Raw genomic sequence first — 24,268 nt, 5'->3', positions numbered from 1 at the left:
ACTAGATGAAATTACCCGGCTTTATCCAGCGTCTGTGGACCACTTTCAAGTCCCCGTCGAAGGCGGCCCTCTGGGTGCTGCTGCTGATGGGCTTCTTCGGCGGCGTCATCTTCTGGGGCGGTTTCAACACCGCCATGGAAGCCTCCAACACCGAGAAGTTCTGTACCGGCTGCCACGAGATGAAGGACAACGTCTTCGTGGAGTACCGCGACACCATCCACTATGCGAACCGCTCAGGGGTGCGCGCCAGCTGCCCCGATTGCCACGTGCCCCACGAATGGACCTACAAGATCATTCGCAAGGTGCAGGCCTCCAAGGAGCTGTGGGGCATGCTGACCGGCAAGGTGGATACCCGCGAGAAGTTTGAATCCCACCGCCGGGAGATGGCAGAGCGGGAGTGGCAGCGGATGAAGGACACGGATTCGCGCGAGTGCCGCAACTGCCACAACTTCGAGTACATGGACTTCTCCCTGCAAGGGCGGCGGGCGGCCCAGATGCACTCCACCAACCTGGCAAGCGGTCAGAATACCTGCATCGATTGTCACAAGGGCATCGCGCATCAGCTGCCTGACATGAAGGGCGTGGAAGGGTTCTAAGGCGCCGGGCCATCGGAGCGCATAGCGCCGCTTCGATGGCCTTTGATTTTTATGGGCCTTTTAACCCCCTCAGCCAGACATCTTTTGATAGAATCCCTCCCCGGCAACGCGGCGCCCCTGTCGGCGCGCATTCACCGACCGGCATGGCCGGGTGACGCGTCCCCCTCTTCTCCTCTCGTGGTCAATGAATGATTGACAGGATTTGTCCTATGGCATCCAGAAACATGGCACCCAAAAACAGCGAATTCATCCCTCTCAAGATCGCCGTGCTGACGGTCTCCGACAGCCGCACCGCCGCCGACGACAGCTCGGGGGATTATCTGGTATCGGCTTTGGCCCAGGCGGGGCATCAGCTCGCGGATCGGGCCCTGTGCGCCGACAACCTGTTCCGGATCCGGGCCCAGGTGAGCCAGTGGATCGTCGACGAGGCGGTGCAGGTGGTACTGATCAATGGCGGCACCGGCTTCAATGAACAGAACCGGGTGCCGGAGGCTGTGGGGGTGCTGTTCGAGCGCACCGTACAGGGCTTTGGCGAGATGTTCCGCCAGCTCTCCTTCGCCGAGATAAAAGGCTCGGCCATGCAGAGCCGCGCCCTGGCGGGGCTCGCCAATCGCACCCTGATCTGCTGCCTGCCGGGCTCCACCGGCGCCTGCCAGCTCGGCTGGGAGCAGCTCATCCGGGATCAGCTGGACGCCCGCACCAGGCCGTGCAACTTCGTGTCCCATCTGTGATCTCGGGAGTTTTCCCGGATCATCCATCTTATTTTTCGATAGGGGAATAGATGAACCTGACCCATCTCAACCAGAGCGGCGAAGCCCACATGGTAGATGTGACCGACAAGCAGGTCACAGAACGTGAAGCCCGCGCCGAGGCCTTCGTGACCATGGCCCCCACGACCCTGGCCCTGATCCTCGGCGGTCAGCACCACAAGGGGGACGTGTTCGCCACCGCCCGCATCGCCGGCATCATGGCGGCCAAGAAGACCGCCGATCTCATTCCCCTCTGCCACCCCCTGGCGCTGACCCGGGTGGAGGTAGAGATCGAGGCCCAGCCCGAGCACAATAGGGTCCATATCCGTACCCTCTGCAAGCTCTCGGGCAAGACAGGGGTGGAGATGGAGGCGCTCACCGCGGCGTCCGTGGCAGCGCTGACCATCTACGACATGTGCAAGGCGGTGCAGAAGGACATGGTGATCGAGCAAGTCAGGCTGGTGGAGAAGAAGGGCGGCAAGTCCGGCCACTTCCAGCTGGGCTCCCAGGCAGGAGAGAAGGCATGATCAAGGTACTGTTTTTTGCGCAAGTGCGTGAGCTGGTGGGCTGCGACGAGCTCCGCCTGCCTTGCGACCATGGCACGGCCGAAGCGCTTCGCGCGGCCTTGTGCGAGCGCGGCGACAAGTGGGCTCTGGCGCTGGAATCGGGCAAGCTGCTGGTGGCGGTCAACCAGACCCTGGTGCCGCTCGAGACGCCGCTTAATGATGGCGATGAAGTCGCCTTCTTCCCCCCCGTGACTGGAGGCTGAGGATGAGCGAGATAACGACCGTGGATCGCACCACTGAGCTGTGGGACGGGGATGAGGCCGCCTTCTTCCCTCTCCTTCCAGTAACGACCGGAGGCTGAGGATGAGCGAGATAATGACCGTGGATCGCACCACTGAGCTGTGCGGTGGCGATGAAGTCGCCTTCTTCCCTCTCCTTCCAGTAACGACTGGAGGCTGAGGATGAGCGAGATAACGACAGTGGATCGCACCACTGAGCTGTGGGACGGGGATGAGGCCGCCTTCTTCCCTCTCCTTCCAGTAACGACTGGAGGCTGAGGATGAGCGAGATAACGACAGTGGATCACACCACTGAGCTGTGGGACGGGGATGAAGCCGCCTTCTTCCCTCTCCTTCCAGTAACGACCGGAGGCTGAGGATGAGCGAGATAATGACAGTGGATCGCATCCTGGTGCAGCGGGCCGACTTCTCCCTGGGAGAGGAGTATGAGCGCCTCGCCACCCGCCATGACAGCGGCGCCATCGTCACCTTCGTCGGCAAGGTGCGTGACTTCAATCAGGGGGAGGAGGTCTTGGGGCTCTCCCTCGAGCACTACCCCGGCATGACCGAGAAGGCGCTGACGGACATAGTCACAGAGGCCCGTGGCCGCTGGCCGTTGCAGGAGTGCACCCTTATTCACCGTATCGGCGATCTGCTGCTCGGGGATCAAATCGTGCTGGTGGCGGTGAGCAGCGCCCACAGGGACGCCGCGTTCGAGGCCTGCCACTTCATCATGGATTTCTTGAAGACCCGGGCACCCTTCTGGAAAAAAGAGCTGACCGCCGAGGGCGTTCATCGCTGGGTCGAGGCGAAGCAGAGCGATGACGCCGCCGCCGCCCGCTGGCGGCAAGCGCCCTAGCCGGCTCGGCTCGATGACAGGCGAGTGCCCGCGGGCGCTTGCCACTACTTGCTTCGGGTACGCCGGAGCCTCAAGGAGACAGGGAATGAAGAAACAGTTGTCCGTGGTGTTGCTCGGTCTGTTCGCAGGCGCCTTGCACAGCGGGGCCGCTCGGGCCGATGACGTCAGGGTGGCCGTGGCCGCCAACTTCAAGGGAACCCTGGAGCGCATCGGCAAGGAATTCACCGCCAAGACAGGCCACAACGTCGTCATCAGCGCGGCGGCCACTGGGGTGCTCTACACCCAGATCACCCACGGCGCCCCCTTCGATCTCTTCCTCTCCGCCGACGTGGCCACCCCTCAAAAACTGGAGGCGGAGGGCAAGGGGAGCGGTCGCTTCACCTATGCCATCGGCCAGCTCGGCCTGTGGAAGAAGGGGGGACCTGCCCCCGATGAGGCAAGCCTGCGCAGCTGGAAGGGCAACCTCGCTATCGCCAACCCCAAGACCGCCCCCTATGGCACCGCCGCCATGGCAACCCTGACCCACCTCAAGATAGATCCTAAGCAGTATCGAGTGCTGACCGGCACCAATATCAGTCAGACCTGGCAGTTCGTGGACACGGGCAACGCGAAGCTCGGCTTCGTCGCCTGGGCCAACCTGGTGGAGGCGGGCAAGACAGGCGAAGCCTGGGCCGTGCCGGCCAGCTTCTACCCGCCCATAGAGCAGCAGGGGCTGGTATTGAAGAAAGGGGAGGCGGTGGATGCGCTGGTGGCCTGGCTCAAGGGCCCGGGTCAGGAGCAGATCAAGGCTGCGGGCTATGCCTTGCCGCAATGAGGGAATGAATGCCAATCTCCCATGACCACTGGCCGGCCTCAGGGCCGGCCAGGCTTTGTAATGAGGATGCCGAACATGTTGCTGCTCGAACCAGGGAGGGATATGCCCCATGAGTGAAGGGGATCTGCTGGCGGCGTTTAGCTTGACCCTGAAGCCATGTCCTCGCCCCCATGGCTTCGCATTTCTCATTCAAACCCGGGAGGCGAACGATGAGTGAAGGGGATCTGCTGGCCGTCTGGCTCACCCTGAAGCTGGCGGCCAGCACTACCGTCATACTGCTGCTGCTGTCGCCGCCGCTCGCCTGGTGGCTCTCCCGCAGCCAGCACCGGCTGCGGCCGCTGGTGGAAGCCCTGGTGGCGCTGCCCCTGGTGTTGCCGCCGACCGTGCTCGGCTTCTATCTGCTGCTCGCTTTCTCCCCCGAATATGGCCTCGGCGCCTGGTGGCGGGAGACCTTCGGGACAACCCTGGCCTTCAGCTTCCTCGGCCTGCTGTTTGCCTCCATCCTCTATTCGCTCCCCTTCGTGGTGCAGCCTCTTACCTCCGCCTTCGTCAACATGGGTAACAAGGAACTCGAGGCCGCCGCCACCCTGGGGCTGGGGCCCCTCGAGCGCTTCTTTCAGATCATCTTGCCGATGACGCTGCCGAGCTTCGTGATGGCGGCGGCGCTGGGCTTTGCCCACACCCTGGGGGAGTTTGGCGTGGTGCTGATGATAGGGGGCAACATCCCGGGGGAGACCCAGGTGCTCTCCATCGCCCTCTTTGATCACGTGGAAGCCATGGATTATCAACATGCCCACTACTTGGCAGGCGGCCTGATGGGCTTCTCCCTGGTGATGCTGGTGCTGGTCTATGGGGTCTTGCAGCGCCGGCAGCGGAGGTTGTTCGGATGAGCCTGCACCTCAAGACCAGCCGTGCGTTTGGCTCCTTCACCCTGGCATGCGATCTGGCGCTGCCCCTCGGCGGCATTCTCGGCCTCTTTGGCCCCTCCGGCTGTGGCAAGAGCACCTTGCTGCGCATCATCGCCGGGCTGGACCGCGCCCCCTCGGACGTCCTGTGCTGGCAGGGGCGGGATCTGGCGGCCCTGCTGCCGGAGGCGCGCCGCATCGGGCTGGTGTTCCAGGACTCCCGGCTCTTCCCCCATCTGTGCGTGCTTGGCAACCTGCAGCTGGCGGCGGGCAAGGGGCGAGGGCGCTGGCAGCCCGAGGCGCTGGCGCTGCGGCTCGGTTTTGCCGATCTGCTGGGGCAGCCCGCCCACGCGCTCTCCGGCGGCCAGCGCCAGCGGGTGGCCCTGGGGCGGGCCCTGCTGGCGGAGCCCGATCTGCTGCTGCTCGATGAGCCCTTCTCGGCGCTGGACAGCCGCAGCCGTATCCATCAGGCCCATGTGCTCAAGGGGTTGCAGCGTGAAAGCGGCATCCCCATGATCTTCGTGAGCCACGCCATGGAGGAGGTGAGCCTGCTGTGCGATCAGCTGGTGCTGCTGGCTGACGGCAGGCTGGAGGCGCAGGGCAGGCCGAGCGAGATCTTCGCCCGCACCGACCTCTCCCTCGCCAGTCGCGATGATGTGGGCGTCATGCTGACGGCGACCCTGGCCCACTACGACGACGTGGAGCAGATGGCGACCCTGCAACTCGGGGATCAGACCCTGATGGTCACCATGGAGCATGCCCCCGACGAGACAGGGGAGTTGCAGATCAAGGTGGCGGGGCGGGATCTGGTGATCGCCACCGCCCCCATAGCGCACTCCAGCCTCTCCAACTGCCTCGAGACCCGACTGCTGGAGGCGCGGGAGGTTAGGCCGGGGCAAACCCTGTTGCAGTTGGCGCTGGGGCAGCAGATACTGCTGGCCCGGATCACCAGCCGCTCCGCGAAACGGCTGGCGCTGGTGCCTGGGCAGCGCCTCTACGCCTACATCAAGGCAGTGAGCCTGGTGGGAGAGGGCTGAGGGGCGTGTCGCCACAGCATGGGCAGCAAGGCCGTCGGTGGCCGCTATCGAGTCGAGAGGGAGAGCACGGGTGCGTCGCAACCAGGTAATGAAATCCCATGGATTGGCCTTGCGCAGCGCGGGGGAGGGCCCCTTGCTGCTGTTGCTGCACGGCCTTGGCTCCTCCAGCCTCGACTGGCAGGCCCAGATCGAGCACTTCTCCCAGCACTACCGGGTGGTGGCGCTGGATCTGCGCGGCCACGGCCAGAGCATGCAGGAGGGCCCCTTCGATGTGACCACCCTGGCGGCGGACGTGGCCCGCTGGCTCGGGGAGCAGCCGGAACCCGCCTGGGTGGTGGGGCTCTCGCTCGGGGCCATGGTGGCGCTGGAGCTGGCGCTGCGACTGCCCCACAAGGTGCGGGGGCTGGTGCTGGTCAACGGCTTCAGCGAGTTTCTGCTGGAGACGCCGAAAGAGCAGGAGCGCCATGCCATGCGCCTCAAGTGGCTGCGCTGGTTCGGCATGCGGCCGCTGGCCTGGTGGCTGGGGCGCGAGCTCTTCCCCGGTCCCGAGCTCGCCCCGGTGCGCCACACCTTCCGGCTGCGCTTCGTGCGCAGCAACAAGAAAAAGACTTATCGTGCGCTGCTGGAGGCGTTGCCCGGCTGGTCGGTGCGCGCCCGGCTCGGTAGCCTTTGGCAGCCGGTGGCCATCATCTCCACCAGTCACGACTACCTGCCGCTCGCCAAACGGGTGGAGCAGTTCGCCTCCCTGCCCAACGCCAGCATCCATACCCCGGAGGGCCATCACGCCTGGCCCGCGGAAGATCCCGCCGGGTTCAATCATCTGTTGCAACGGATCCTGGCGACTCACTGAGCCTGCATGGGCACAACAAAGCCGAACCCTTGGGTTCGGCTTTTTGGTGGGTGCGTTTTGCCACTCAGGGCTGGGAGCAGACCGGACAATCCGGGCGCTTGGGCAGCTTCATCTCGCGAAAGCTGCCACCCAGGCCGTCTATCATCAGCAGGCGGCCGCTGTGGCTTTTGCCCATGCCCGCCAGCAGCTTGATGGCTTCCAGCGCCTGCAGGCTGCCCACCAGTCCCACCACGGGGGCCAGCACCCCGGCCTCGACACAGGTCAGGGACTGCTCGCCAAACAGGGCGCTCAGGCAGGCGTAGCAGGGCTCGTCCGCCTGCCAGGTGAAGCTGCACAGCTGCCCCTCCAGCCGGATGGCGGCACCGGACACCAGGGGCACCCTATGCTGGCGGGCGCGCTGGTTGAGCAGGTTGCGGATGGCAACGTTGTCGGTGCAGTCGAGCACCAGCTGGTGGCTGGGCAGCAGTGCATCGAGCAGCGCCTCGTCTGCGAGGAGGGCGTGAGTCTCCACCTCGAGCCAGGGATTGAGGGCCCGCAGCGCCAGGGCGGCGGAGTCCACCTTGTACATGCCGATGCGCTCGTCGGTGTGCAGTACCTGGCGCTGCAAATTGGAGAGCTCCACCCGATCGAAATCGACCAGGGTGAGGTGGCCGACCCCGGCCACCGCCAGGTACTGGCTGGCGGCGCAGCCCAGGCCCCCGGCGCCTATCACCAGCACCCGCGCCTGCTTGAGCGCCTCCTGCCCCTCGAAATCGAAAGACTTGAGCACTATCTGGCGGTTGTAGCGAAGGAGCTCGGCATCGCTCAGGATCTCGCTCACAGCAGCAGCCCCGAGAAGGGCTCGACGGTCACCGTCTCACCGGCGGCCACCTTGCCCCGCGCCTGCTCGAGGACTATGTAGCAGTTGGCCCGGGAGAGGGAGCTGAAGACGCCGGAGTCCTGGGAGCCGGTGCTGCGCACCTCCAGGCCGTTCGGGCCAAGGCTCAGGATGCCGCGCTGGAAGTCCAGGCGCCCCGGCGCCTTCTTGAGGGGCTCGGCAGCCATGGCCTGCAACGGCAGGGGGCGCGCGAAGTGGTGGCCGGCCAGTTTGGCCAGCGCCGGTTGCACCAGCTGATCGAAGGTGACCATGGCGGAGACAGGGTTGCCCGGCAGGCCGAAGAACCAGGCGTTCGGCAGGCGGCCGAAGGCAAAGGGCTTGCCCGGCTTGATGGCGAGCTTCCAGAAGCCGATTTCGCCAAGCTCCTCCAGCAACTGCTTGGTGAAGTCTGCCTCCCCGACCGAGACGCCCCCCGTGGTGATCAGGGCATCGGCCTCGCGGTCGGCCTGGATGAAGGCGGCGCGCAGCTGAGCGGGGTCGTCGGGGATGATGCCAAGATCCAGGCACTCTATGCCCATGCGGGTCAGCATGGCCTTGACTGCGTAACGGTTGGAGTCATAGATGTCGCCGTGGGCGAGGGGGGTTCCCAGGGGTTTGAGCTCGTCCCCCGTGCTGAAGATGGCGACCTTGAGGGGGCGGCGCACCGTCACAGTGGCGATGCCGAGCGATGCCAGCAGCGGCAGCTCCCGGGGGCTGAGGCGCAGGCCGCTGGCCAGCACCCGAGACCCTTCGGCCAGGTCCTCGCCGCGGCGGCGGATGTTCTGGCCAAGGAAGGGGGTGGTCAGAAAAGTGATCCCGTTGGCGCCCTCCTGCGTTTCTTCCTGCATCACCACCGCCTCCGTGCCCGCCGGCACAGGGGCACCGGTCATGATGCGGATGCAGTGACCTGCCGGCCATTCGCCCTCATAGGGCTGACCGGCGAAGGCCTTGCCCGCCACGGGGAGCGGGGCGCCGGCGGCGAGATCGGCAAGGCGCAGGGCATAGCCGTCCATGGCGGCGTTGTCGAAGGGGGGCACTGACAGGGGGGAGCTTATCTCCTCGGCCAGTATCCGATCCAGCGCCTGGGGCAGCGGCAACTGCTCCGTCTCGCAGCGGCAGCTGAGTTGTTCCAGCATCCCTTGCAGGGCCTTGTCCAAGGGGAGGAGTGCACCGGTATCGAATCCCATCATCATGACCTCTCTGGTGTATAGGGGGCGGATTATCCCAAAAATCCGCCCGTATGGGCAGGCGGATCGCGCAGGAAGGGGGGATAAAGCCGGTTTTGCCGTGATGAGAGGGGCGGTCATTCCCTTGAATTACCTCCTTGTGGGTGGCGTGTGGCCCGGCAGACGCCGCCCCTGGCACCAGCGGCCGTGCACCGGCCAGCGAGGGGCCGGACCGTCTGCCCAGCGCCCCCCCGAACGGGGAGGGGGGGAGAGGGTAAAACGGGGCGGTTTGGCATAAAGTCGGGTAGCGGGCTTGAGTTAGTTTGAATTATGACAATAATCGCCCTGTAACATTGCGCCACGGCACCACGTCGATGGCCAGCACAGTCCCTGAGCGTGGGAGAGAAACAAGATGACGAGCTTTAGCCAGGAAGCCCTGTTGGTCAGGGCAGCGCTCGAGGCCGAGGGCCTGGAGACACCACTGGTGGCCAATGGGTTGAACGGCCAGCAGAAGAAGGAAAACATCGAAGGCCATATGCGCGCCATCATGGAGACGCTTGGGCTGGATCTGGCCGATGACAGTCTGGCCGAGACGCCGCACCGCATCGCCAAGATGTACGTGAACGAGATCTTCTCTGGCCTCGACTACGCCACCTTCCCCAAGGTGACGGTGATCGAGAACAAGATGAAGGTGGACGAGATGATCATGGTGCGGGACATCAGTCTCACCAGCACCTGTGAGCACCACTTCGTCACCATAGACGGGCTGGCCCACGTGGCCTACATCCCCCGTGGCAAGGTGATCGGGCTGTCGAAGATCAACCGCATAGTGCAGTTCTTCGCCCGCCGTCCCCAGGTGCAGGAGCGGCTCACCCAGCAGATACTGCTGGCGCTGCAGACCCTGCTCGGCACCAGGGACGTGGCCATCAGCATCAAGGCGACCCACTTCTGCGTGAAGGCCCGTGGGGTGATGGATTCGACCTCCTATACCACCACCACCTCCCTCGGCGGCGTCTTCAAGACCCAGCCAGACACCCGTGCCGAGTTTCTCGGTGGCCTGAAAGGCTAGTCACCCTGGGGCATGTCCCACCGACATGCCCCGACTTCTTCTTCCTCCTCTTCCCTCCCGTCTGCCCACCCCGGTTTATTTTCTGAAAAAATCCTAAAGGGATGCCCGCGTGCGCCGATACAGCTCACCGTGCCACGAGATGGTCTGTTTGACACCCGTTTGGCCCCCTCGTCCGTGTCTATACGGATGAGATTTGAATGACTGCTATGGATGGCAGCTAGCGTGCTCGCGCCTCGAAGGGCCGGCGCCGACGAATGCCACTTGATGACCCATATGCAGGACATGCCATGAACACCATGACGATAGGCAAGAAACTCACCGCCGGCTTTGCCGTACTCGGCCTGATGATGGCCTTTATCGGCGGTTTTTCACTGTTTGAATTCAGCACCATGAACCGGGCCGCCACCGGGTTCACCGACAGCATACTGCCCGCCGTGGTGCGCACCAGCACCCTGGGGGAAACCATCAATGCGGTGCGCCGCTATGAGCTGGATGTCTTTCTGGTGGCGGACGATCCCCAGCAGCAGGCCCATTACCGCAATGAGAGCGAGAAGAGCCTGAGGGAGGCCGGGCAGCAGATAGCGGCCCACGATGCCACCATCTGGGCGGAGGATGTGGAGGAGCGCCGCACCTTCGACATCGTCAAGGCGGACTGGGAGAAATACCTCGGCCTGCACCAGCGCATCAGGCAGATGCAGGACTCAGGGCAGATGACCGAGGCCCAGCACCTCTTCATGGGGGAGGGGATCACCCTCTACACCAACCTGGCCAAGTCGGTTGGCGATCTGGTACGCATCAACCATGGCTATGCCGACGCCTCCCGCAAGGTAGTGGTGGGTGCGTATGACTCTGCCAAGCTGAGCGTCACCCTGGCCCTGCTGGTCGGTCTGGCGCTGGTGATCGCGCTCTCTGTGGTGCTGACCCGCCAGATCCGCGACCCGCTCATCATGCTGGCCCGTCAGGCCCAGCGCATCGCGGGTGGCGATCTCGGCAAGGGGGAGCTGCAGGAGTGGATCCGTGGCAGTCGCTTCAACCGCGACGAGCTGGGTCAGCTCGGTTCGGCCATCGACCGCATGCAGGGGGCGCTGGCGGACCTGGTGAGCGAGATAGCCGGCTCGGTGAGCCAGCTCAGCAGCGCTGTGGAGGAGGTGAGCGCCATCTCCGAGCAGTCCGCCAAGGGCATGGCCAGCCAGCAGAGCGAGGTCTCCCAGGTGGCCACCGCCATGAACGAGATGCAGTCCACCGTCAATGAGGTGGCCCGCAACACCACGGATGCCATGAGCGCGGCCAAGGAGGCCTCCCGCACCTCGACCCAGGGCAATCAGGTGGTGCGCAGCGCCATCGGCAGCATAGAGCAGGTGTCCCAGCAGATAGAGCAGGCGGGCACTGTGGTGTCGCAGCTGGAAGCGGACAGTGCCAGCATCAGCATGGTGCTGGATGTCATTCGCGGCATCGCTGAGCAGACCAACCTGCTGGCACTCAACGCGGCCATAGAGGCGGCCCGGGCCGGCGAGCAGGGGCGTGGTTTTGCGGTCGTCGCGGACGAAGTGCGCTCCCTGGCCCAGCGTACCCAAGCCTCCACCGCCGAGATCAGCAAGATGATAGCGCTGCTGCAGGAGCGCACCGCCGAAGCGGGCAACGCCATGCAACTGAGCCGTCAGCAGATGCAGGAGAGCGTCGGACTGGCACGGGAAGCGGGGGGCAGCATCGACAGCATCAACGGCGCCGTCACCCAGATCAGCGACATGAACACCCTGATCGCCACCGCCACCGAAGAGCAGAACGCGGTGACCGAGGAGCTCAACCGCAGCATAGTGAACATCCACAATGCCGCCGACGAGAACGCCCAGGGGGCGCAGCAGACCGCCCAGGCCTGTGTCGAGTTGAGCAAGCTGGCCAACAACCTGCACCATATGACCCAGCGCTTCACCCTCTAAGCCTTGACCCACGGATAGCAGAAGGCCCCGCCAATCGGTGGGGCCTTGTTGTTTCTGGCGTATTGCTTGGGGCTGACTATGTCGCCGTCAGCTCAGGCCCACTATCTCGCCGTCGTCGTCGATGCCGATATGGCGGTTGGGGAGGGTAGGCCGCCGGTGCGGTTATCAGCTCAGGCCCACTATCTCGCCGTCGTTGTCGATATCGATATGGCGCTCAGGGAAGGCAGGCTGCCAACAGGGTCCTTAGCTCAGTCCAATGATCTCGCCGTCGTCATCGATGTCGATATGGCGATAGGCCGGCAGACTGCCAAGGCCAGGCATTGTCATGATGGGGCCCGCCAGGGCATAGACGAAACCGGCGCCGGCGCAGAGCTTCACCTCCTCGATGGGCACCTCGAAGTCCGTCGGTACTCCCTTGATGGCCGGATCATGGCTGATGGAGAGCGGCGTCTTGGCCACGCAGATGGGCAGGTGATCCCAGCCCTCGGCCGAGAGCCGGGCCAACTGCTGGCGCGCCTTGTCCGAGAGCCGCACCCCGCGCCCGCCGTAGCCGCACTCCACCAGGGTGGCGAGCTTGGCGCCGAGGCTCATCTCGTCTGGGTAGAGCAGCTTGACGTCCCTTGGCAGCGCACAGGCGGCGACCACGGCCCGGGCCAGCTCGCTGGCGCCCGCGCCCCCCTCGGTGAAGGCGTGGGAGATGGCGGCGTCACAGGCACCGGCGGCCAGCGCCTCGCGGGCCAGCAGATCCAGCTCGGCCTGGCTGTCGCTCGGGAAGCGGTTGATGGCAACCACCACGGGCACCCCATAGCGGCGGGCGTTGCGGATATGCCAGGCGAGGTTGGCGCAGCCCTGCTTGAGGGTGGGCAGGTCTTCCCCCTGGAGGCTCGCCGGCAGCGGCTGGCCCGGGCGAATGTCGAGCAGGCCGCTGTTGGCCTTGAGGCCGCGCACCGTGGCCACCAGCACCACGCAGGCGGGGGTGATGCCGGACTGGCGGCTCTTGATGTTGAAGAACTTCTCCAGCCCCATGTCGGAGCCAAAGCCCGCCTCGGTCACCACATAGTCGGTGAGGCCCAGGGCGATGCGATCGGCGATGACGGAGGAGTTGCCGTGGGCGATGTTGGCGAAGGGGCCGGCGTGCACCAGCACCGGGGTCTGCTCCGTGGTCTGCATCAGGGTCGGTTGCAGGGCGTCTTTGAGCAGCACCGTCATGGCCCCCGCCACCTCCAGCTGCTCGGTGGTGATGGGGCTGCCGTGGATGTCCAGCGCCAGCTGGATGCGGCCTATGCGCGCGCGCAAGTCTTTCAGATCGCTGGCCAGCGCCAGAATGGCCATCAGCTCGGAGGCGGCGGTGATGACGAAGCGATCGGGGCGCTCCACCCCATCGGCGGGGCCGCCCTGGCCTAGGGTGAGATGGCGCAGGGCGCGGTCGTTTATGTCCAGGGTGCGCGGCCAGAGGATGTTGGCCGGGTCTATCTCGAGGCGCGAGAGGCCGGTCCTGGCGCTGAACTGGTCGCCCAGTTTCTGCTCGTGGAACAGGCGGGCATCCAGGGCCGCCGCCGCCAGGTTGTGGGCGGCGCTCAGGGCGTGAAAGTCCCCGGTGAGGTGCAGGTTCATCTCCTCCATGGGCACCACCTGCGCATGTCCGCCCCCGGCGGCGCCCCCCTTGACCCCGAACACCGGCCCGAGGCTCGGCTGGCGTATGGTGGCTATGCTGGGCCGGCCTATGTGATTGAGGCCCATGGAGAGGCCCAGGGTGGTGACCGTCTTGCCCTCGCCAAGGGGAGTGGGGGTGATGGCGCTTACCAGCACCAGCTGACCTGCCTGCCCGGGCCGGGACTTGAGCAGTTCGAGACTGAGTTTGCCCTTGTGGTGGCCCTGGGGGCTGAGCTGGTGGGACGGGATGGCGAGGCGTTCGGCCAGCGCCTGAATGGAGAGACGGGGGGACTGGCGGGAGATCTCGATATCGCTTAGCATCAGCACCTCGTTGGCATGTCAGGTCAAAGATGCGGCGAAGTCTAGAGGAATCAATAAGGTTATCCAATGAGTAATACTATTTTATCCGGCAGTCGTGAGCCCCATCAAAGCCCCATACTGCTGGACCTCAATGCCCTCTACCATCCTCCCAAGCAGCCGCTCACCGCCCTTGGCATCGTCAGCGCCTTGGTCCCGCTGTTCGGCTACGGCTGGCAGGCGATGACCCAGGATCCCGAGACTCACTTTCGCCAGGAGCTCGCCAAGCGCATCAACAAGCGCAAGACGGACGAGGCCAACCTCGCGCTGATCCTGCAACTGGCGGCCATGCTCGATTGCCACTGCCTGCACATCACCCTGCCCTATGCGCTTGGCGAGGAGCAGCTTGCCACCCTGGCACGGCGCCTGCCGCGCTGGCAGCTGACTTTGCGCGATCTGCTGCTGGTGGCCGAGCTGCCACTGCCGGCCGGCCCAGCGCGCTAGTTCACACCTCCCTGTCCCAGTAGTGGGGGGCCAGGTAGCGCTCCTGCACGAACTCGATGAAACAACGTACCTTGGCCGAGACGAAACGGCGGTGCGGATAGAGGGCATAGAGCCCCACCTGTCCCTTCTCCCATTCCGGCAGCAGGGGCACCAAGGCGCCTGAGCGCAGCGCATCCCCGACGATGAAGGTGGGCTGCAATATGATGCCCTGGTGGTCGCAGGCGGCCCGGGTCAGGGCCACCCCGTTGTTGGCACGAAGGGGCCCCTGGGGGCGCACGCTTTGCTGCTCCCCATCCCGTTTGAAGACCCAGTCCGGCTGGGTCAGGGTGTAGATGAGACAGTCGTGCTGCTTGAGATCCTCCGGGGTCTTTGGGGTGCCCCTGCGGGCCAGGTATTCGGGGCTGGCGCACACCACCAGTTTCATGGTGGCCAGCGGCTTGGCCACCAGGGAGGAGTCCGGCAGGTTGCCGATCCGCAGCGCCAGATCGAACCCCTCCTCCACCAGGGCCACCCGCCGGTCGCTGTACTCTATCTCCAGCTTGAGCTCGGGAAACCGCGTCCGAAACAGCGGCAGGGCGGGGGAGAGGTGCAGGTAGCCAAAGTCCATGGGCACCGAGAGCTTGAGGGTGCCCTGGGGCTGCTGGTTGTTGTGGGTGAGCTGGCTGTGGGTCTCTTCCAGCTCCGCCAGCAGGGCCAGGGAGCGCTGGTAGTAGAACTGGCCCGCCTCTGTGGGGTTGACCTGGCGGGTGGTGCGTGACAGCAGCCGGGTCGACAATGACTCCTCGAGCTGCTGCATCAGCTTGGAGGTCATGGCGACCGAGATGCCGAGCTGATGGGCGGCCTTGGTAAAGCTCTGGCACTCCACCACCTTGATGAAGGTGCGCATGGCGGCTATCTGATCCATATTCCACTCTCGGTTGATAATTATTTTAATAAATCGATGATTATCCATTCCTGCCCGGAGGTTAGCATGTCGGGTATCGATGTGAACCCCCCAATGAAGGAACGATCGGAATGAAAATGACCAAGGCCCTGCTGGCTTCCTGCCTGTTTATGGCGGCTCCCCTGATGGCGGCCGACTACGATGTCGATGCGGCTCACACCACAGTCCAGTTCAAGGTGGGCCACCTCGGCTTCTCCGAGCTGGTCGGCCGGTTCAACACCTTCAGCGGCACCTTCAGCATGGATGATGCCAATCCGACCGCCGCCAAGGCGAGCTTCGAAATCGACGCCGCCAGCGTGGACTCCAACCACGAGGCCCGCGACAAGCACCTGCGCAGCCCCGACTTCCTGGACGTCAAGCAGTACCCCAAGATGACCTTCGTCAGCTCCGGCTATGAAGGCACCAAGGACAAGGGCGTGCTCAAGGGCACCCTGACCCTGCACGGCGTCTCCAAGGACGTGGCCTTCGACATGGTCCACATCGGCGAAGGCAAGGATCCCTGGGGCGGCTACCGCAGCGGCTTCAACGCCACCACCACCATCAAGCGCAGCGACTTTGGCGTGAACTACATGCTGCCGGGCATTCCGGATGAGATGAGCATCAACCTGTTCGTCGAAGGTGTGCGCAAGTAATGGGCGCAGCACTCTTGCTACAAACCCTGGCGGCTCCTTTAGGGGCCGCTTTGCTGTCATGGCGCTGGCCGCGACTGGGGTATCTGTGGGGGGCGCTCGCGCTCTGGCTGGTGGGCTGCCTGCTGGGCGGCGCCTATGGCCTGCCGGTCAAGGCGTGGCAGTGGCTGCCGCTGTGCCTGCTGGTGCCCGCCGTGGCGCTGCAACTGGCAGACAAGGGCATAGCCCTGGCACTGTTCGCCGTGGTCGGTGCCCTGGTGTGGTGGCAGGGGCTGGCCTCGGTGCTCGACATCGAGCCGCGCATCTGGCTGGCACTCTTGCCCGCCATCGCCTGGTTCGGCTGGACGGGCTGGCGCGGTGACAGCGAGGAGGGGCTGGGCTTTGCCCTGGGCTTCATCTGGTTGGCGCTGGTCATCGGCATCGATGGCAGCCTGCTGATCGCCCAACTGGCGGGCGCCCTGGCCGCCTTCGCCGGTTTCCGTGCCCTGCTCGGTGCCTTTGCTGGCATCAAGGTGACTCCTGCCGCCCTGGCGCTGGCGCTGGCCTTCGTGCAGATGCTGGCCTGGCAATACGTGGAAGTGCCGCTGCTGGTGCTGCTGCCGGTCTGGTTGCTGCCGCTCTTGGAGTGGGTCCTGCGCAAGCGCCCGGGGTTGTCTCGTTGGGGTCTGCTTATCCTGGTAGGGGCAATTGGCGCTGGTTTGAGTCTGTGGTGGGTCTGGCCAGAGGCATCACTTTATTAATTTCTGCATGAAAAACAGACTATTACCTTATAAATTGATGGGTTAGTCAAAGTCTGCACAGATAAAGATTGAGCCCCATGGTGCTTTCAGATAAAAAGGATTTTCAATTATCTGGACACACACAGAACCCGGCTATGCCGGGTTCTGTTTGCCTGCTTTCTCGCGGCACGCTAAGGAGGCCACAGTTGCGCAGTCAGGGATCTGAGCATCTGTTTTTTCGCCATTTCACCGAGCAGGGACGCCTCGGGGATCTCTGCATTCTGCTGGTGACCCACCTGCTCCCAGACCGACCCCATTTCATCCAGGTGCTCGACCGGGTGGGGCGGGTCGGCGCCATACTGCCCAAACCCAAGTCCGTTCACGGGCCGACCCTGGCCTGGGCCCAGCAGCACTACCCAGTGCTGCCCCTCAATCGCCACTGGACCTCGGATCCCGAGGGCGTCATTGCCCAGATTGCCCCCCTGGTGCGGGAGCATGAGCGGCTCATCATCCTGGACATAGGCGGCTACTTCGCCAAGACCCAGGCTGTACTCTCTGAACACTTCGGCGAGCGCTTTCTCGGGGTGGTGGAGATGACAGAGAACGGCCATCAGCGCTACGAACAGGAGCTGCTGGCCGCCCCCGTCATCTCGGTGGCGCGCAGCCCCCTCAAGCAGGCGGAAGACATCCAGATCGGCCTGAGCGTGGTCTACTCCGCCGAGTCCCTGGCGCGCACCCTGAGGCGTACCTTCAACGTCTGCCAGGCCGCCCTGTTTGGCTATGGCAAGGTGGGGCGCAGCATCGCCCGCGAGCTGCGCTGCCGCAACCTGCACCTGGAGCTGGTGGAGACGGATGCCCTGCGCCAGGTGGAGGCGCTCTCCCACGGCTTCAAGCTGGTGAACAAGGCCGAGGCCCTCGGCCGCGCCGAGCTGGTGATCTGCTGCACCGGCAACGGGGCCCTGGACATCGCCGACTTGCAGGCGCTGCGCCCCGGCGCCATGGTGGCCTCTGTCACCTCGGCGGACGACGAGTTCGCCTTCTGCCTCTCCCAACTGCCCTGGCCGAGCGAGGAGGTGTGCCCCCATGTGCTGGCGCTCACGCGCCCGGATGGCAGCACCATCTTCCTGCTCAATCGCGGTGAGGCGGTGAACTTCGTCCACGGCGCCGTCATCGGCGAGTACGTCTATCTGGTGCTGGCTGAGATCATCGAAGGGGTGCACCAGCTGGCCGGGCAGCGGCCGGCACCCGGCCTGCTCGAGTTGCCCCAGGCCACCATGCAGACCATAGCCCGCCACTGGTTAACCGATTTTCATGGAGTCATCGCATGACAGAACGACAGACCCCGGTCAGCAAGCCGCGCATCGAGATCCGCTACTGCACCCTCTGCCGCTGGATGCTGCGCGCCGCCTGGCTGGCCCAGGAGCTGCTCTCCACCTTCGACAGCGATCTCGGCGAGGTGGCGCTGGTGCCCGCCAGCAAGGGGGAATTCAAGATCTTGGTCAACGGGATACAGGTGTGGGACAGGGTGGTCGACGAGGGCTTCCCCGAGGCCAAAGAGATCAAGCAGCGGGTGCGGGACCTCATAGCCCCGGAGCGCGATCTCGGCCACGCCGATCGCAAGCCTGCCACCGAGTAGGCCAGGGACAAGGGGTTGAACGAGAGAGGGAGGCGCAGGCCTCCCTCTCTTTTTTTGTTCCGACTGCTAAGAGGCTGCTGGCGACGGGGCGTCGGTCCCGCTCGCGGGAGAACCTATGTAGCGGGCCCGCTTGTGGGGCTTGATGCGGCTCACGTCCACCCACACCAGGCCGTCGATGCAGTGGTTGAAGTCAGGGTCTATGCCAAAGTCCATGAACTGCACGCCCCCCGGTTCGCACAGCTCGGAATACTGCTTGTAGAGGGTGGGGATGGTGCAACCCAGGTGGTCGAGGCGAGCCTTGAGCGCCTTGAGATCGGCACCGTAATCGGCCCCCTCGAACAGGGGCGCCGTCTCGGGGTAGGGGCGGCGGGAGGGGGCAAGGGCAAGCTCGGGGGCGAAGTGCTGGCGGTAGAAGCCCACCAGCAGATCCTTGGCCGCCGGCGGCAGGCTGCCGGAGAGGGTCACGGGCCCGAACAGATACCGATACTGGGGGTAGCGGGCCAGGTAGGCCCCTATGCCGAACCAGAGGTAGTCGAGCCCCCGTTTGCCCCAGTAGGCGGGCTGGATGAAGCTGCGGCCAAGCTCGATGGCCTGCTCCAGCCGGGGCAGCAGCCTCTCTTCAAACCCGAACAGGGTGTGGCTGTAGAGGCCGCTCAGGCCTTTGCGCGCCAGTAGCTCGGCCACGGGGGCGAAGCGGTAGGCTCCTATGATGTCGAGGCGGGCCGGATCCCAGAGGATGAGGTGGTGGTAGTCATCGTCGAAGGCATCGAGATCCCGCCGTCTGCCCGAGCCTTCCCCCACGGCGCGAAAGGCGATCTCCCGCAGTCGCCCCAGCTCGCGCAGTATCACAGAGTGGCCCTGCTCGTGGCGGCGATAGAGCAGGATGCGCTGGCCGTCCGGGGTCTGTCCGAGCAGCTCGCAGCCGTCTATGGCCTGTTTGAGCTGACGGCGCTCCTCCGGCAGGGCTATGGGGGCCTCGGTCGCCAGGGGGCCCCTCTTCCCCTTGCCGAGGCGATAGAGGTGGCGGCGCACCAGGGCTGCTGCTGTCTTGGGGGCGAGCTCCCCGAGACTCTGGGGCGGGATGCGCTCCCCCAGGGTGAGGGAGATGCGCCGCCCCTGCTGGCGAAACAGCTGGCGCACCAGCAGCAGGGCGGAGGCGGGCTTGTGGAGCCAGGAGGCGAGATAGAAGGGGAGGCCGTTACGCCCGTCCAGATGGATGGGCACCAGCGGGGTGCGGGTGCGTCTGGCGAGCTTGATGAAGCCCCCCTGCCAGGGGCCGTCCTTCACCCCCTTGGGGCCGAGGCGCGACACTTCGCCGGCGGGGAAGATGATGAGGGCGCCTTCTTGTGCCAGGTGTTCCCCCATGGCCAGAATGGCGCGTCTGTCTGTCTTGCCCCCCAGGTTGTCAACCGGCAGCAGCAAGGGACGCAGGGGGCGGATCTCCGCCAGCAGCCGGTTGGCCACTATCTTGACGTCGGGGCGGATGCGGCCGAGCAGGCGCAGCAGGGCCAGCCCGTCCAGGGATCCTATGGGGTGGTTCGCGACTATCATGACCCGGCCGCTGGCGGGGATGTTCTCGAGTTCGGCCTCGCTCACCCAGTAGTCAAAATCGAGGGCGCCGAGGGCCTGCTCGACGAAGTCGAGGCCGCGCAGGTGAGGATGGCGCTCGGCAAACTCGGTGAAGGCCTCCTCGTGCAGCAGCCAGCGCAGCCCCTGCCGGAGCAGGGGACGGATCAGGGGTTGGGTGGCGAGGCGGGGCAGATGCTGCCCGAGCAGGGTATCGACGTTGAACATGGGCAAGGCTCCGCGGAACGTTGCCCCAGCCTGCCGCCCCCCGGTTTCCCCTTTGTGGCAGCGGTGTGACGGTTTGATGACGGGGCGCAGGGCCCCGCTCAGACCGCCGTTATTGCTCTCACCCGGCCCCGTTCAGGCTGCCGTCACTGCTCCCGCCAGGCCGAGGTGAGCCGCACCAGGGCCACCAGGGTGGCGACCGCCTTCTCCATGGATTGCAGCGGGATGAACTCGTGCTTGCCGTGGAAGTTGTGACCGCCGGTGAAGAGGTTCGGGCAGGGCAGCCCCATAAAGGAGAGGCGGGCGCCGTCGGTGCCACCGCGAATGGGCTTGATCTTGGGGACCACGTCGGCGGCCTCCATGGCGGCCCTGGCAAGCGTGATGATGTGCATGTGCGGCGCTATCTGGCTGCGCATGTTGCGGTAGTTGTCCTCTATCGTCAGCTCGATGCGCGCCTTGGGGCAGTCGAGCTGCAGGGAGGCGACCCGCTCCTTGAGTTGGGCCTTACGGGCGGCGAAGTGGTCGTCGTCAAAGTCGCGGATGAGGTAGTGCAGTGTGCTCTCCTCCACTGTGCCCTCCATCCGGGCCAGGTGGAAGAAGCCCTCATAGCCGGAGGTCGCCTCCGGGGTCTGCTCGGGAGGCATCTCGGCGTGGAAGCGGGCGGCCAGGGTCTGGCTGTTGATCATGCTGCCCTTGGCGGTGCCGGGGTGCACGTTGTTGCCTGTGATGCGCACAGTGGCGCTGGCGGCGTTGAAGTTTTCATACTCCAGCTCGCCCAGTTCACCGCCATCGACGGTATAGGCCCATTTGGCCGGGAATCTGTCCAAGGGGAACAGATCGGCGCCGCGGCCTATCTCCTCGTCCGGGGTGAAGCCTATCCAGAGATCCCCGCGGGGGATGTCGGGGTTGGCCCGCAGGTACTGGGCAGCGGTGAGGATCTCGGCGATGCCCGCCTTGTCGTCGGCCCCAAGCAGGGTGGTGCCGTCCGTGGTGATGAGATCCTGCCCCAGGTAGTTTTTCAGGCAGCGGTACTGGCGAATGGCCAGCACCTCGTCCCCCTTGCCCAGACAAATGTCGCCCCCCTGATAATTCTCGACTATCTGGGGCACCACCTGCGCGGCCTCGTAATCGGCGGTATCCATGTGGGCGATGAGCCCGATGGCCGGTGCCTGTGGCTGGTTGCCCGGCAGGCAGGCGGTGAGATAGCCGTGCTCGTCCAGGGTGACCTGAGTCAGTCCCAGCTGGATCATCTCCTCGAAGAGGGCGCGGGCGAAGACGAGCTGGCCCTCGCTGCTGGGGCAGGCAGGATTGGTCGCATCGGAGCGGGTATGAAAAGTCAGGTAACGCAGAAAACGCTCAAGCAGGGTATCCATTGGCAGGCCTCAAACCACAAAAGAGGCACCATTGTGGACAAGACGGCCAGCCTGATTATTGCGTCAGCGCATTTTTTGATGAATTTCTTGGGCAAGGATCCCGTGGGGGGCGCTGGGGGAGGGGGCCCAATCCTAAGGTGTTTTGAATAAAAATTCCAAATTTAAAACTGGTCATGCATATGCGAAAGGGCTGAATTTCCCCCCGGCCCAGCACTGGCAAGGGGTGGGGGAAAATGGCCGGTTCCCCTGTTATTTTCAGGGCCAATCCCGAGCGGGCTCATCCCTCGCCATCCCAGAGCCAGCCTTGCTGGCAGCAAGATTTGACCCATCGATCAAAACCCATTTTTTAACACGATTTTTTATTGTCAGTGGCGCCGGTAAGTGTGTACACTCCGCGCCGATCCGAGGGTAACCCTGAGCAGGCAGAGGCCGCCAGACACCGACAGGATCAGACGCCTATAGGGCGAGGCACGCAGAAACGACAGACACTGCTGGGGAATGGTTTCTTTAATACCGGTTAGGCTCCGGTATCAGGGAGAACAACAGACTCTCATCACCTACTGACCGAGTGGGCCAACGGCTCATCATCTTCCCTTGTCATGGGCGGTCACTGGCGTTGAGCGGGCTGTGGTGGTTGTCGTTTATCAACACGCGTGCGTGCTGACGTCTACCCTTCTCTTCCTTGAACCTCTCTCCTTCTGTCGGGATGGCTGCCGAATGATGAACGAACGGCGTGGCTGATGCCGGTTGTCATCAAAGTACCGCGGCGCCCCATTAGAGTGGCACCGCATACCGTTGAGCTTGATGTAAAGCCACCAGCCCCACATCAAGACTCGTTACTTCCCAAGATCCACCAGGCAGCCTTGGCTTGCCGCGATGTGCAATAGAGGATCTGGCTGTGACAAGGCCCAGGGTCAGGCGATAATGCCTCCCCCGCTGGCCGTGACGCACCGGGTGCCCGCAGGCAGCCTTTGCTCGCCGCATGTTGCAATCGATGGTCTGGATGTGATTGAGGGTAACGAAGGCGGCCTTCTGGCCGCTCATTTGCGAGGCATAGCCCATGACTAACTGGTCCAGCAAGGACTCCTTGAAGGTCTACAACGTCCCCTACTGGGGTGCGGGTTTTTTCAATATCAATGACGCCGGTCATGTGACCGTCTCCCCCGACAAGTCTCGTCCCGGGGCGCATATAGTGCTGTCCGAGGCCATCGAACAGCTGCGCCAGTCCGGACTGACTACCCCGGTATTGCTGCGTTTCCCCGACATCCTCAAGAGCCGGGTCGATGCGTTGTTCAACGCCTTCGGTCAGGCCATCGAGAAGTCAGGCTATGAAGGGGACTACCTGTGCGTTTACCCGATCAAGGTAAACCAGCAGCGTCGCGTCATCGAGACCATCAGTCAGTCCTACAGCGACAAGCCGCGGCTTGGGCTGGAGGCCGGCTCCAAACCGGAGCTGCTGGCCGTGCTGTCCCATCATCATGAGCAAGGCTCCGTGATCGTCTGCAACGGTTACAAGGACCGCGAATACATCCGCCACGCCCTCTTGGGCAACCTGATGGGCCACAAGGTCTACATAGTGGTGGAGAAACCCTCCGAGCTGGAAATGGTGCTGGACGAGTCAGTTCGCCTCAACATCAAGCCCAATATCGGGGTGCGTGCCAAGCTTGCCTCCACCGGCTCCGGCATGTGGGAATCGAGCGGTGGCTCCATGTCCAAGTTCGGCCTCTCCGCCTCCCAGATCCTGGCGCTGGTGGAGCGTCTGCGCAGCCTCGGCAAGCTCGATTGCCTTCAACTGCTGCACTTCCACCTGGGCTCCCAGATAGCCAACATCCGCGACATCCAGGGCGGCATCCGTGAGTGCGGCCGCTTCTATGCCGAACTGCGTCGCCTCGGCGTGCCCATCGACGTGGTCGATGTGGGCGGCGGCCTGGGGGTGGACTATGAGGGCACCCGCTCCCAGAGCCACTGCTCCGCCAACTACAGCCTGTCCGAATACGCCAACAACGTGGTGTGGGGCATAGGCGATGTGTGCCGCGAGTTCGACCTGCCGCACCCGACCATCATCAGCGAGTCCGGCCGTGCCCTGACCGCCCACCACGCCGTGCTGGTCACCAATCTGATTGGTGCCGAAGGGGTGGAGGTGAACGACATCCACGCGCCGGATGAAGACGCCCCGACCATCTTGCAGAACATGTGGAAAGGCTGGCTGGACCTGCGCAGTGAAGATCCCTCCCTGCTGGAGATCTTCCACGACTCCGTGGCCGACCTTGGGGATGTGAACGCCCAGTTCACCATGGGTCTCTTGAACCTGGAGCAGCGCGCCTGGGCCGAGATGCTGCACCAGAACACCTGCCTGGCGCTCAAGGAGCTGCTCAACCCGGTCAACCGCAACCACCGCGCCCTGGCCGACGAGCTCTCCGAGAAGCTGGCAGACAAGTGCTTCGCCAACTTCTCCCTGTTCCAGTCCCTGCCGGATGCCTGGGGCATAGGTCAGGTGTTCCCCGTGATGCCGCTCACCGGCCTCGAGCGTCCGCTCACCCGCCGCGGCATCCTGATGGACATCACCTGTGACTCCGACGGTCAGGTAGAGCACTACGTCGACGGTCTGGGTGTCGAGAGCACACTGCCGATGCCGGAGTACGGCGAGAACGAAGAGTGCCACGTCGGCTTCTTCCTGGTGGGTGCCTACCAGGAGATCCTGGGGGATCTGCACAACCTGTTCGGTGACACCCACTGCGCGGAAGTGTGGCTGGACGACGAAGGCAAGATGGACATTCGCAACGTGGTGCGCGGCGATACCGTCGATCAGCTGCTGCGTTACGTCAACATCGACCCGTCCGTCATCCGCGAGAACTACCAGCGGATCGTCTCCCACCCGGCGCTGGACGACGCGACCCGCAAGGCCCTGCTCGACGAGCTGGAGTTGGGTCTGCAAGGCTACGCCTACCTGGAAGACGAATAAGCCACAGGCTGGTTCGCCCCGTCGGTCAAAAGACGGGAATGAAAAACGGCGCCTTCGGGCGCCGTTTTTGTTGTCTCTGTCCCGTCCTGAATATGGTTTACACCTTTCCCCCCAATCAGTGGAGAATCCGATGGGACAA

At 64.3% G+C, this 24,268-nt stretch carries 24 protein-coding genes; 17 read left to right on the top strand and 7 right to left on the bottom strand.

Annotation, left to right across the window (positions count from 1 at the left end):
* Positions 1-5 precede the first annotated feature (5 nt).
* The 9 genes from G4923_RS20485 to G4923_RS20445 all read left to right on the top strand — a co-directional run bounded on the left by G4923_RS20485 (position 6) and on the right by G4923_RS20445 (position 6,594).
* Positions 6-596: a cytochrome c3 family protein gene (locus G4923_RS20485; RefSeq protein ID WP_025326410.1), complete on the top strand. Its 591-nt coding sequence runs from the start codon at positions 6-8 to the stop codon at positions 594-596.
* A gap of 224 nt (positions 597-820) precedes the next feature.
* Positions 821-1,327 carry a molybdenum cofactor biosynthesis protein B gene (moaB, locus tag G4923_RS20480; RefSeq protein ID WP_163138158.1) on the top strand — a complete coding sequence of 169 codons (507 nt, stop codon included), beginning with the start codon at positions 821-823 and terminating at the stop codon, positions 1,325-1,327.
* Positions 1,328-1,377: 50 nt separating this feature from the next.
* On the top strand, positions 1,378-1,872 hold the full coding sequence (gene moaC, locus G4923_RS20475; protein WP_163138144.1) for a cyclic pyranopterin monophosphate synthase MoaC: 495 nt from the start codon (positions 1,378-1,380) through the stop codon (positions 1,870-1,872).
* Positions 1,869-2,114, top strand: a complete 246-nt coding sequence (gene moaD / locus G4923_RS20470) for a molybdopterin synthase sulfur carrier subunit (protein WP_139744239.1) — start codon at positions 1,869-1,871, stop codon at positions 2,112-2,114. The genes moaC and moaD overlap by 4 nt, the downstream gene beginning before the upstream one ends.
* 394 nt (positions 2,115-2,508) lie before the next feature.
* On the top strand, positions 2,509-2,988 hold the full coding sequence (gene moaE, locus G4923_RS20465) for a molybdopterin synthase catalytic subunit MoaE (protein ID WP_163138143.1): 480 nt from the start codon (positions 2,509-2,511) through the stop codon (positions 2,986-2,988).
* Between the two features lie 85 nt (positions 2,989-3,073).
* Complete coding sequence (gene modA, locus G4923_RS20460) at positions 3,074-3,802, top strand: molybdate ABC transporter substrate-binding protein (protein ID WP_163138142.1); 729 nt, start codon at positions 3,074-3,076, stop codon at positions 3,800-3,802.
* 209 nt (positions 3,803-4,011) lie between these two features.
* Positions 4,012-4,692, top strand: coding sequence for a molybdate ABC transporter permease subunit (gene modB, locus G4923_RS20455; protein WP_106887331.1), 681 nt, complete (start codon positions 4,012-4,014; stop codon positions 4,690-4,692).
* Complete coding sequence (gene modC, locus G4923_RS20450; RefSeq protein WP_163138141.1) at positions 4,689-5,744, top strand: molybdenum ABC transporter ATP-binding protein; 1,056 nt, start codon at positions 4,689-4,691, stop codon at positions 5,742-5,744. The genes modB and modC overlap by 4 nt, the downstream gene beginning before the upstream one ends.
* 70 nt (positions 5,745-5,814) lie before the next feature.
* Positions 5,815-6,594, top strand: coding sequence for an alpha/beta fold hydrolase (locus tag G4923_RS20445; protein ID WP_163138140.1), 780 nt, complete (start codon positions 5,815-5,817; stop codon positions 6,592-6,594).
* Positions 6,595-6,658: 64 nt separating this feature from the next.
* Here G4923_RS20445 and moeB read toward each other — a convergent pair whose 3' ends face one another.
* Both moeB and moeA read right to left on the bottom strand, forming a co-directional pair.
* A complete protein-coding gene (moeB, locus tag G4923_RS20440) occupies positions 6,659-7,414 on the bottom strand; it encodes a molybdopterin-synthase adenylyltransferase MoeB (protein WP_163138139.1) in 756 nt (251 codons plus the stop codon).
* A complete protein-coding gene (gene moeA, locus G4923_RS20435) occupies positions 7,411-8,637 on the bottom strand; it encodes a molybdopterin molybdotransferase MoeA (RefSeq protein ID WP_163138157.1) in 1,227 nt (408 codons plus the stop codon). Before moeA ends, moeB begins: the two co-directional genes overlap by 4 nt.
* A gap of 391 nt (positions 8,638-9,028) precedes the next feature.
* Here moeA and folE point away from each other — a divergent pair, with 391 nt between their 5' ends.
* On the top strand, positions 9,029-9,685 hold the full coding sequence (gene folE / locus G4923_RS20430) for a GTP cyclohydrolase I FolE (protein ID WP_106887327.1): 657 nt from the start codon (positions 9,029-9,031) through the stop codon (positions 9,683-9,685).
* Between the two features lie 287 nt (positions 9,686-9,972).
* Positions 9,973-11,622, top strand: coding sequence for a methyl-accepting chemotaxis protein (locus tag G4923_RS20425; protein WP_163138138.1), 1,650 nt, complete (start codon positions 9,973-9,975; stop codon positions 11,620-11,622).
* 243 nt (positions 11,623-11,865) lie between these two features.
* On the opposite strand, the gene G4923_RS20420 is transcribed toward G4923_RS20425, so the two are convergent.
* On the bottom strand, positions 11,866-13,596 hold the full coding sequence (locus G4923_RS20420) for a formate--tetrahydrofolate ligase (protein WP_163138137.1): 1,731 nt from the start codon (positions 13,594-13,596) through the stop codon (positions 11,866-11,868).
* Positions 13,597-13,662: 66 nt separating this feature from the next.
* On the opposite strand from G4923_RS20420, the gene G4923_RS20415 reads away from it, so the two are divergent.
* Positions 13,663-14,076, top strand: coding sequence for a hypothetical protein (locus G4923_RS20415; RefSeq protein ID WP_163138136.1), 414 nt, complete (start codon positions 13,663-13,665; stop codon positions 14,074-14,076).
* Between the two features lies 1 nt (position 14,077).
* Here G4923_RS20415 and G4923_RS20410 read toward each other — a convergent pair whose 3' ends face one another.
* Entirely contained in the window at positions 14,078-14,980 is a 903-nt protein-coding gene (locus tag G4923_RS20410) for a LysR family transcriptional regulator (RefSeq protein ID WP_163138135.1), read from the bottom strand.
* A 110-nt stretch (positions 14,981-15,090) separates the two neighbouring features.
* On the opposite strand from G4923_RS20410, the gene G4923_RS20405 reads away from it, so the two are divergent.
* The 4 genes from G4923_RS20405 to G4923_RS20390 all read left to right on the top strand — a co-directional run bounded on the left by G4923_RS20405 (position 15,091) and on the right by G4923_RS20390 (position 18,003).
* Positions 15,091-15,651 (top strand): YceI family protein, encoded by a 561-nt coding sequence (locus G4923_RS20405; protein WP_025326429.1) that lies wholly within the window; start codon positions 15,091-15,093, stop codon positions 15,649-15,651.
* Entirely contained in the window at positions 15,651-16,388 is a 738-nt protein-coding gene (locus G4923_RS20400) for a hypothetical protein (RefSeq protein WP_163138134.1), read from the top strand. The genes G4923_RS20405 and G4923_RS20400 overlap by 1 nt, the downstream gene beginning before the upstream one ends.
* 185 nt (positions 16,389-16,573) lie before the next feature.
* Positions 16,574-17,695, top strand: coding sequence for an adenosylhomocysteinase (locus G4923_RS20395; RefSeq protein ID WP_163138133.1), 1,122 nt, complete (start codon positions 16,574-16,576; stop codon positions 17,693-17,695).
* A complete protein-coding gene (locus G4923_RS20390) occupies positions 17,692-18,003 on the top strand; it encodes an Rdx family protein (RefSeq protein ID WP_139744227.1) in 312 nt (103 codons plus the stop codon). Before G4923_RS20395 ends, G4923_RS20390 begins: the two co-directional genes overlap by 4 nt.
* Positions 18,004-18,069: 66 nt before the next feature.
* On the opposite strand, the gene olsF is transcribed toward G4923_RS20390, so the two are convergent.
* From olsF to G4923_RS20375, 3 genes are all read right to left on the bottom strand, one after another.
* Entirely contained in the window at positions 18,070-19,797 is a 1,728-nt protein-coding gene (gene olsF / locus G4923_RS20385; protein WP_163138132.1) for a bifunctional ornithine lipid synthase OlsF, read from the bottom strand.
* Positions 19,798-19,940: 143 nt separating this feature from the next.
* A complete protein-coding gene (pepT, locus tag G4923_RS20380) occupies positions 19,941-21,167 on the bottom strand; it encodes a peptidase T (protein WP_163138131.1) in 1,227 nt (408 codons plus the stop codon).
* A gap of 774 nt (positions 21,168-21,941) precedes the next feature.
* On the bottom strand, positions 21,942-22,247 hold the full coding sequence (locus tag G4923_RS20375) for a hypothetical protein (RefSeq protein WP_163138129.1): 306 nt from the start codon (positions 22,245-22,247) through the stop codon (positions 21,942-21,944).
* Here G4923_RS20375 and speA point away from each other — a divergent pair.
* Positions 22,228-24,129, top strand: a complete 1,902-nt coding sequence (gene speA / locus G4923_RS20370; protein WP_163138130.1) for a biosynthetic arginine decarboxylase — start codon at positions 22,228-22,230, stop codon at positions 24,127-24,129. The two genes, G4923_RS20375 and speA, sit on opposite strands and share 20 nt — an antisense overlap.
* Positions 24,130-24,268: the final 139 nt, after the last annotated feature.

Origin of the sequence: Aeromonas rivipollensis, assembly GCF_010974825.1 — a bacterium.
GTDB classification, from domain to species: Bacteria; Pseudomonadota; Gammaproteobacteria; order Enterobacterales; family Aeromonadaceae; genus Aeromonas; species Aeromonas rivipollensis.
This window is presented reverse-complemented; position numbering and strand designations above follow the sequence as displayed.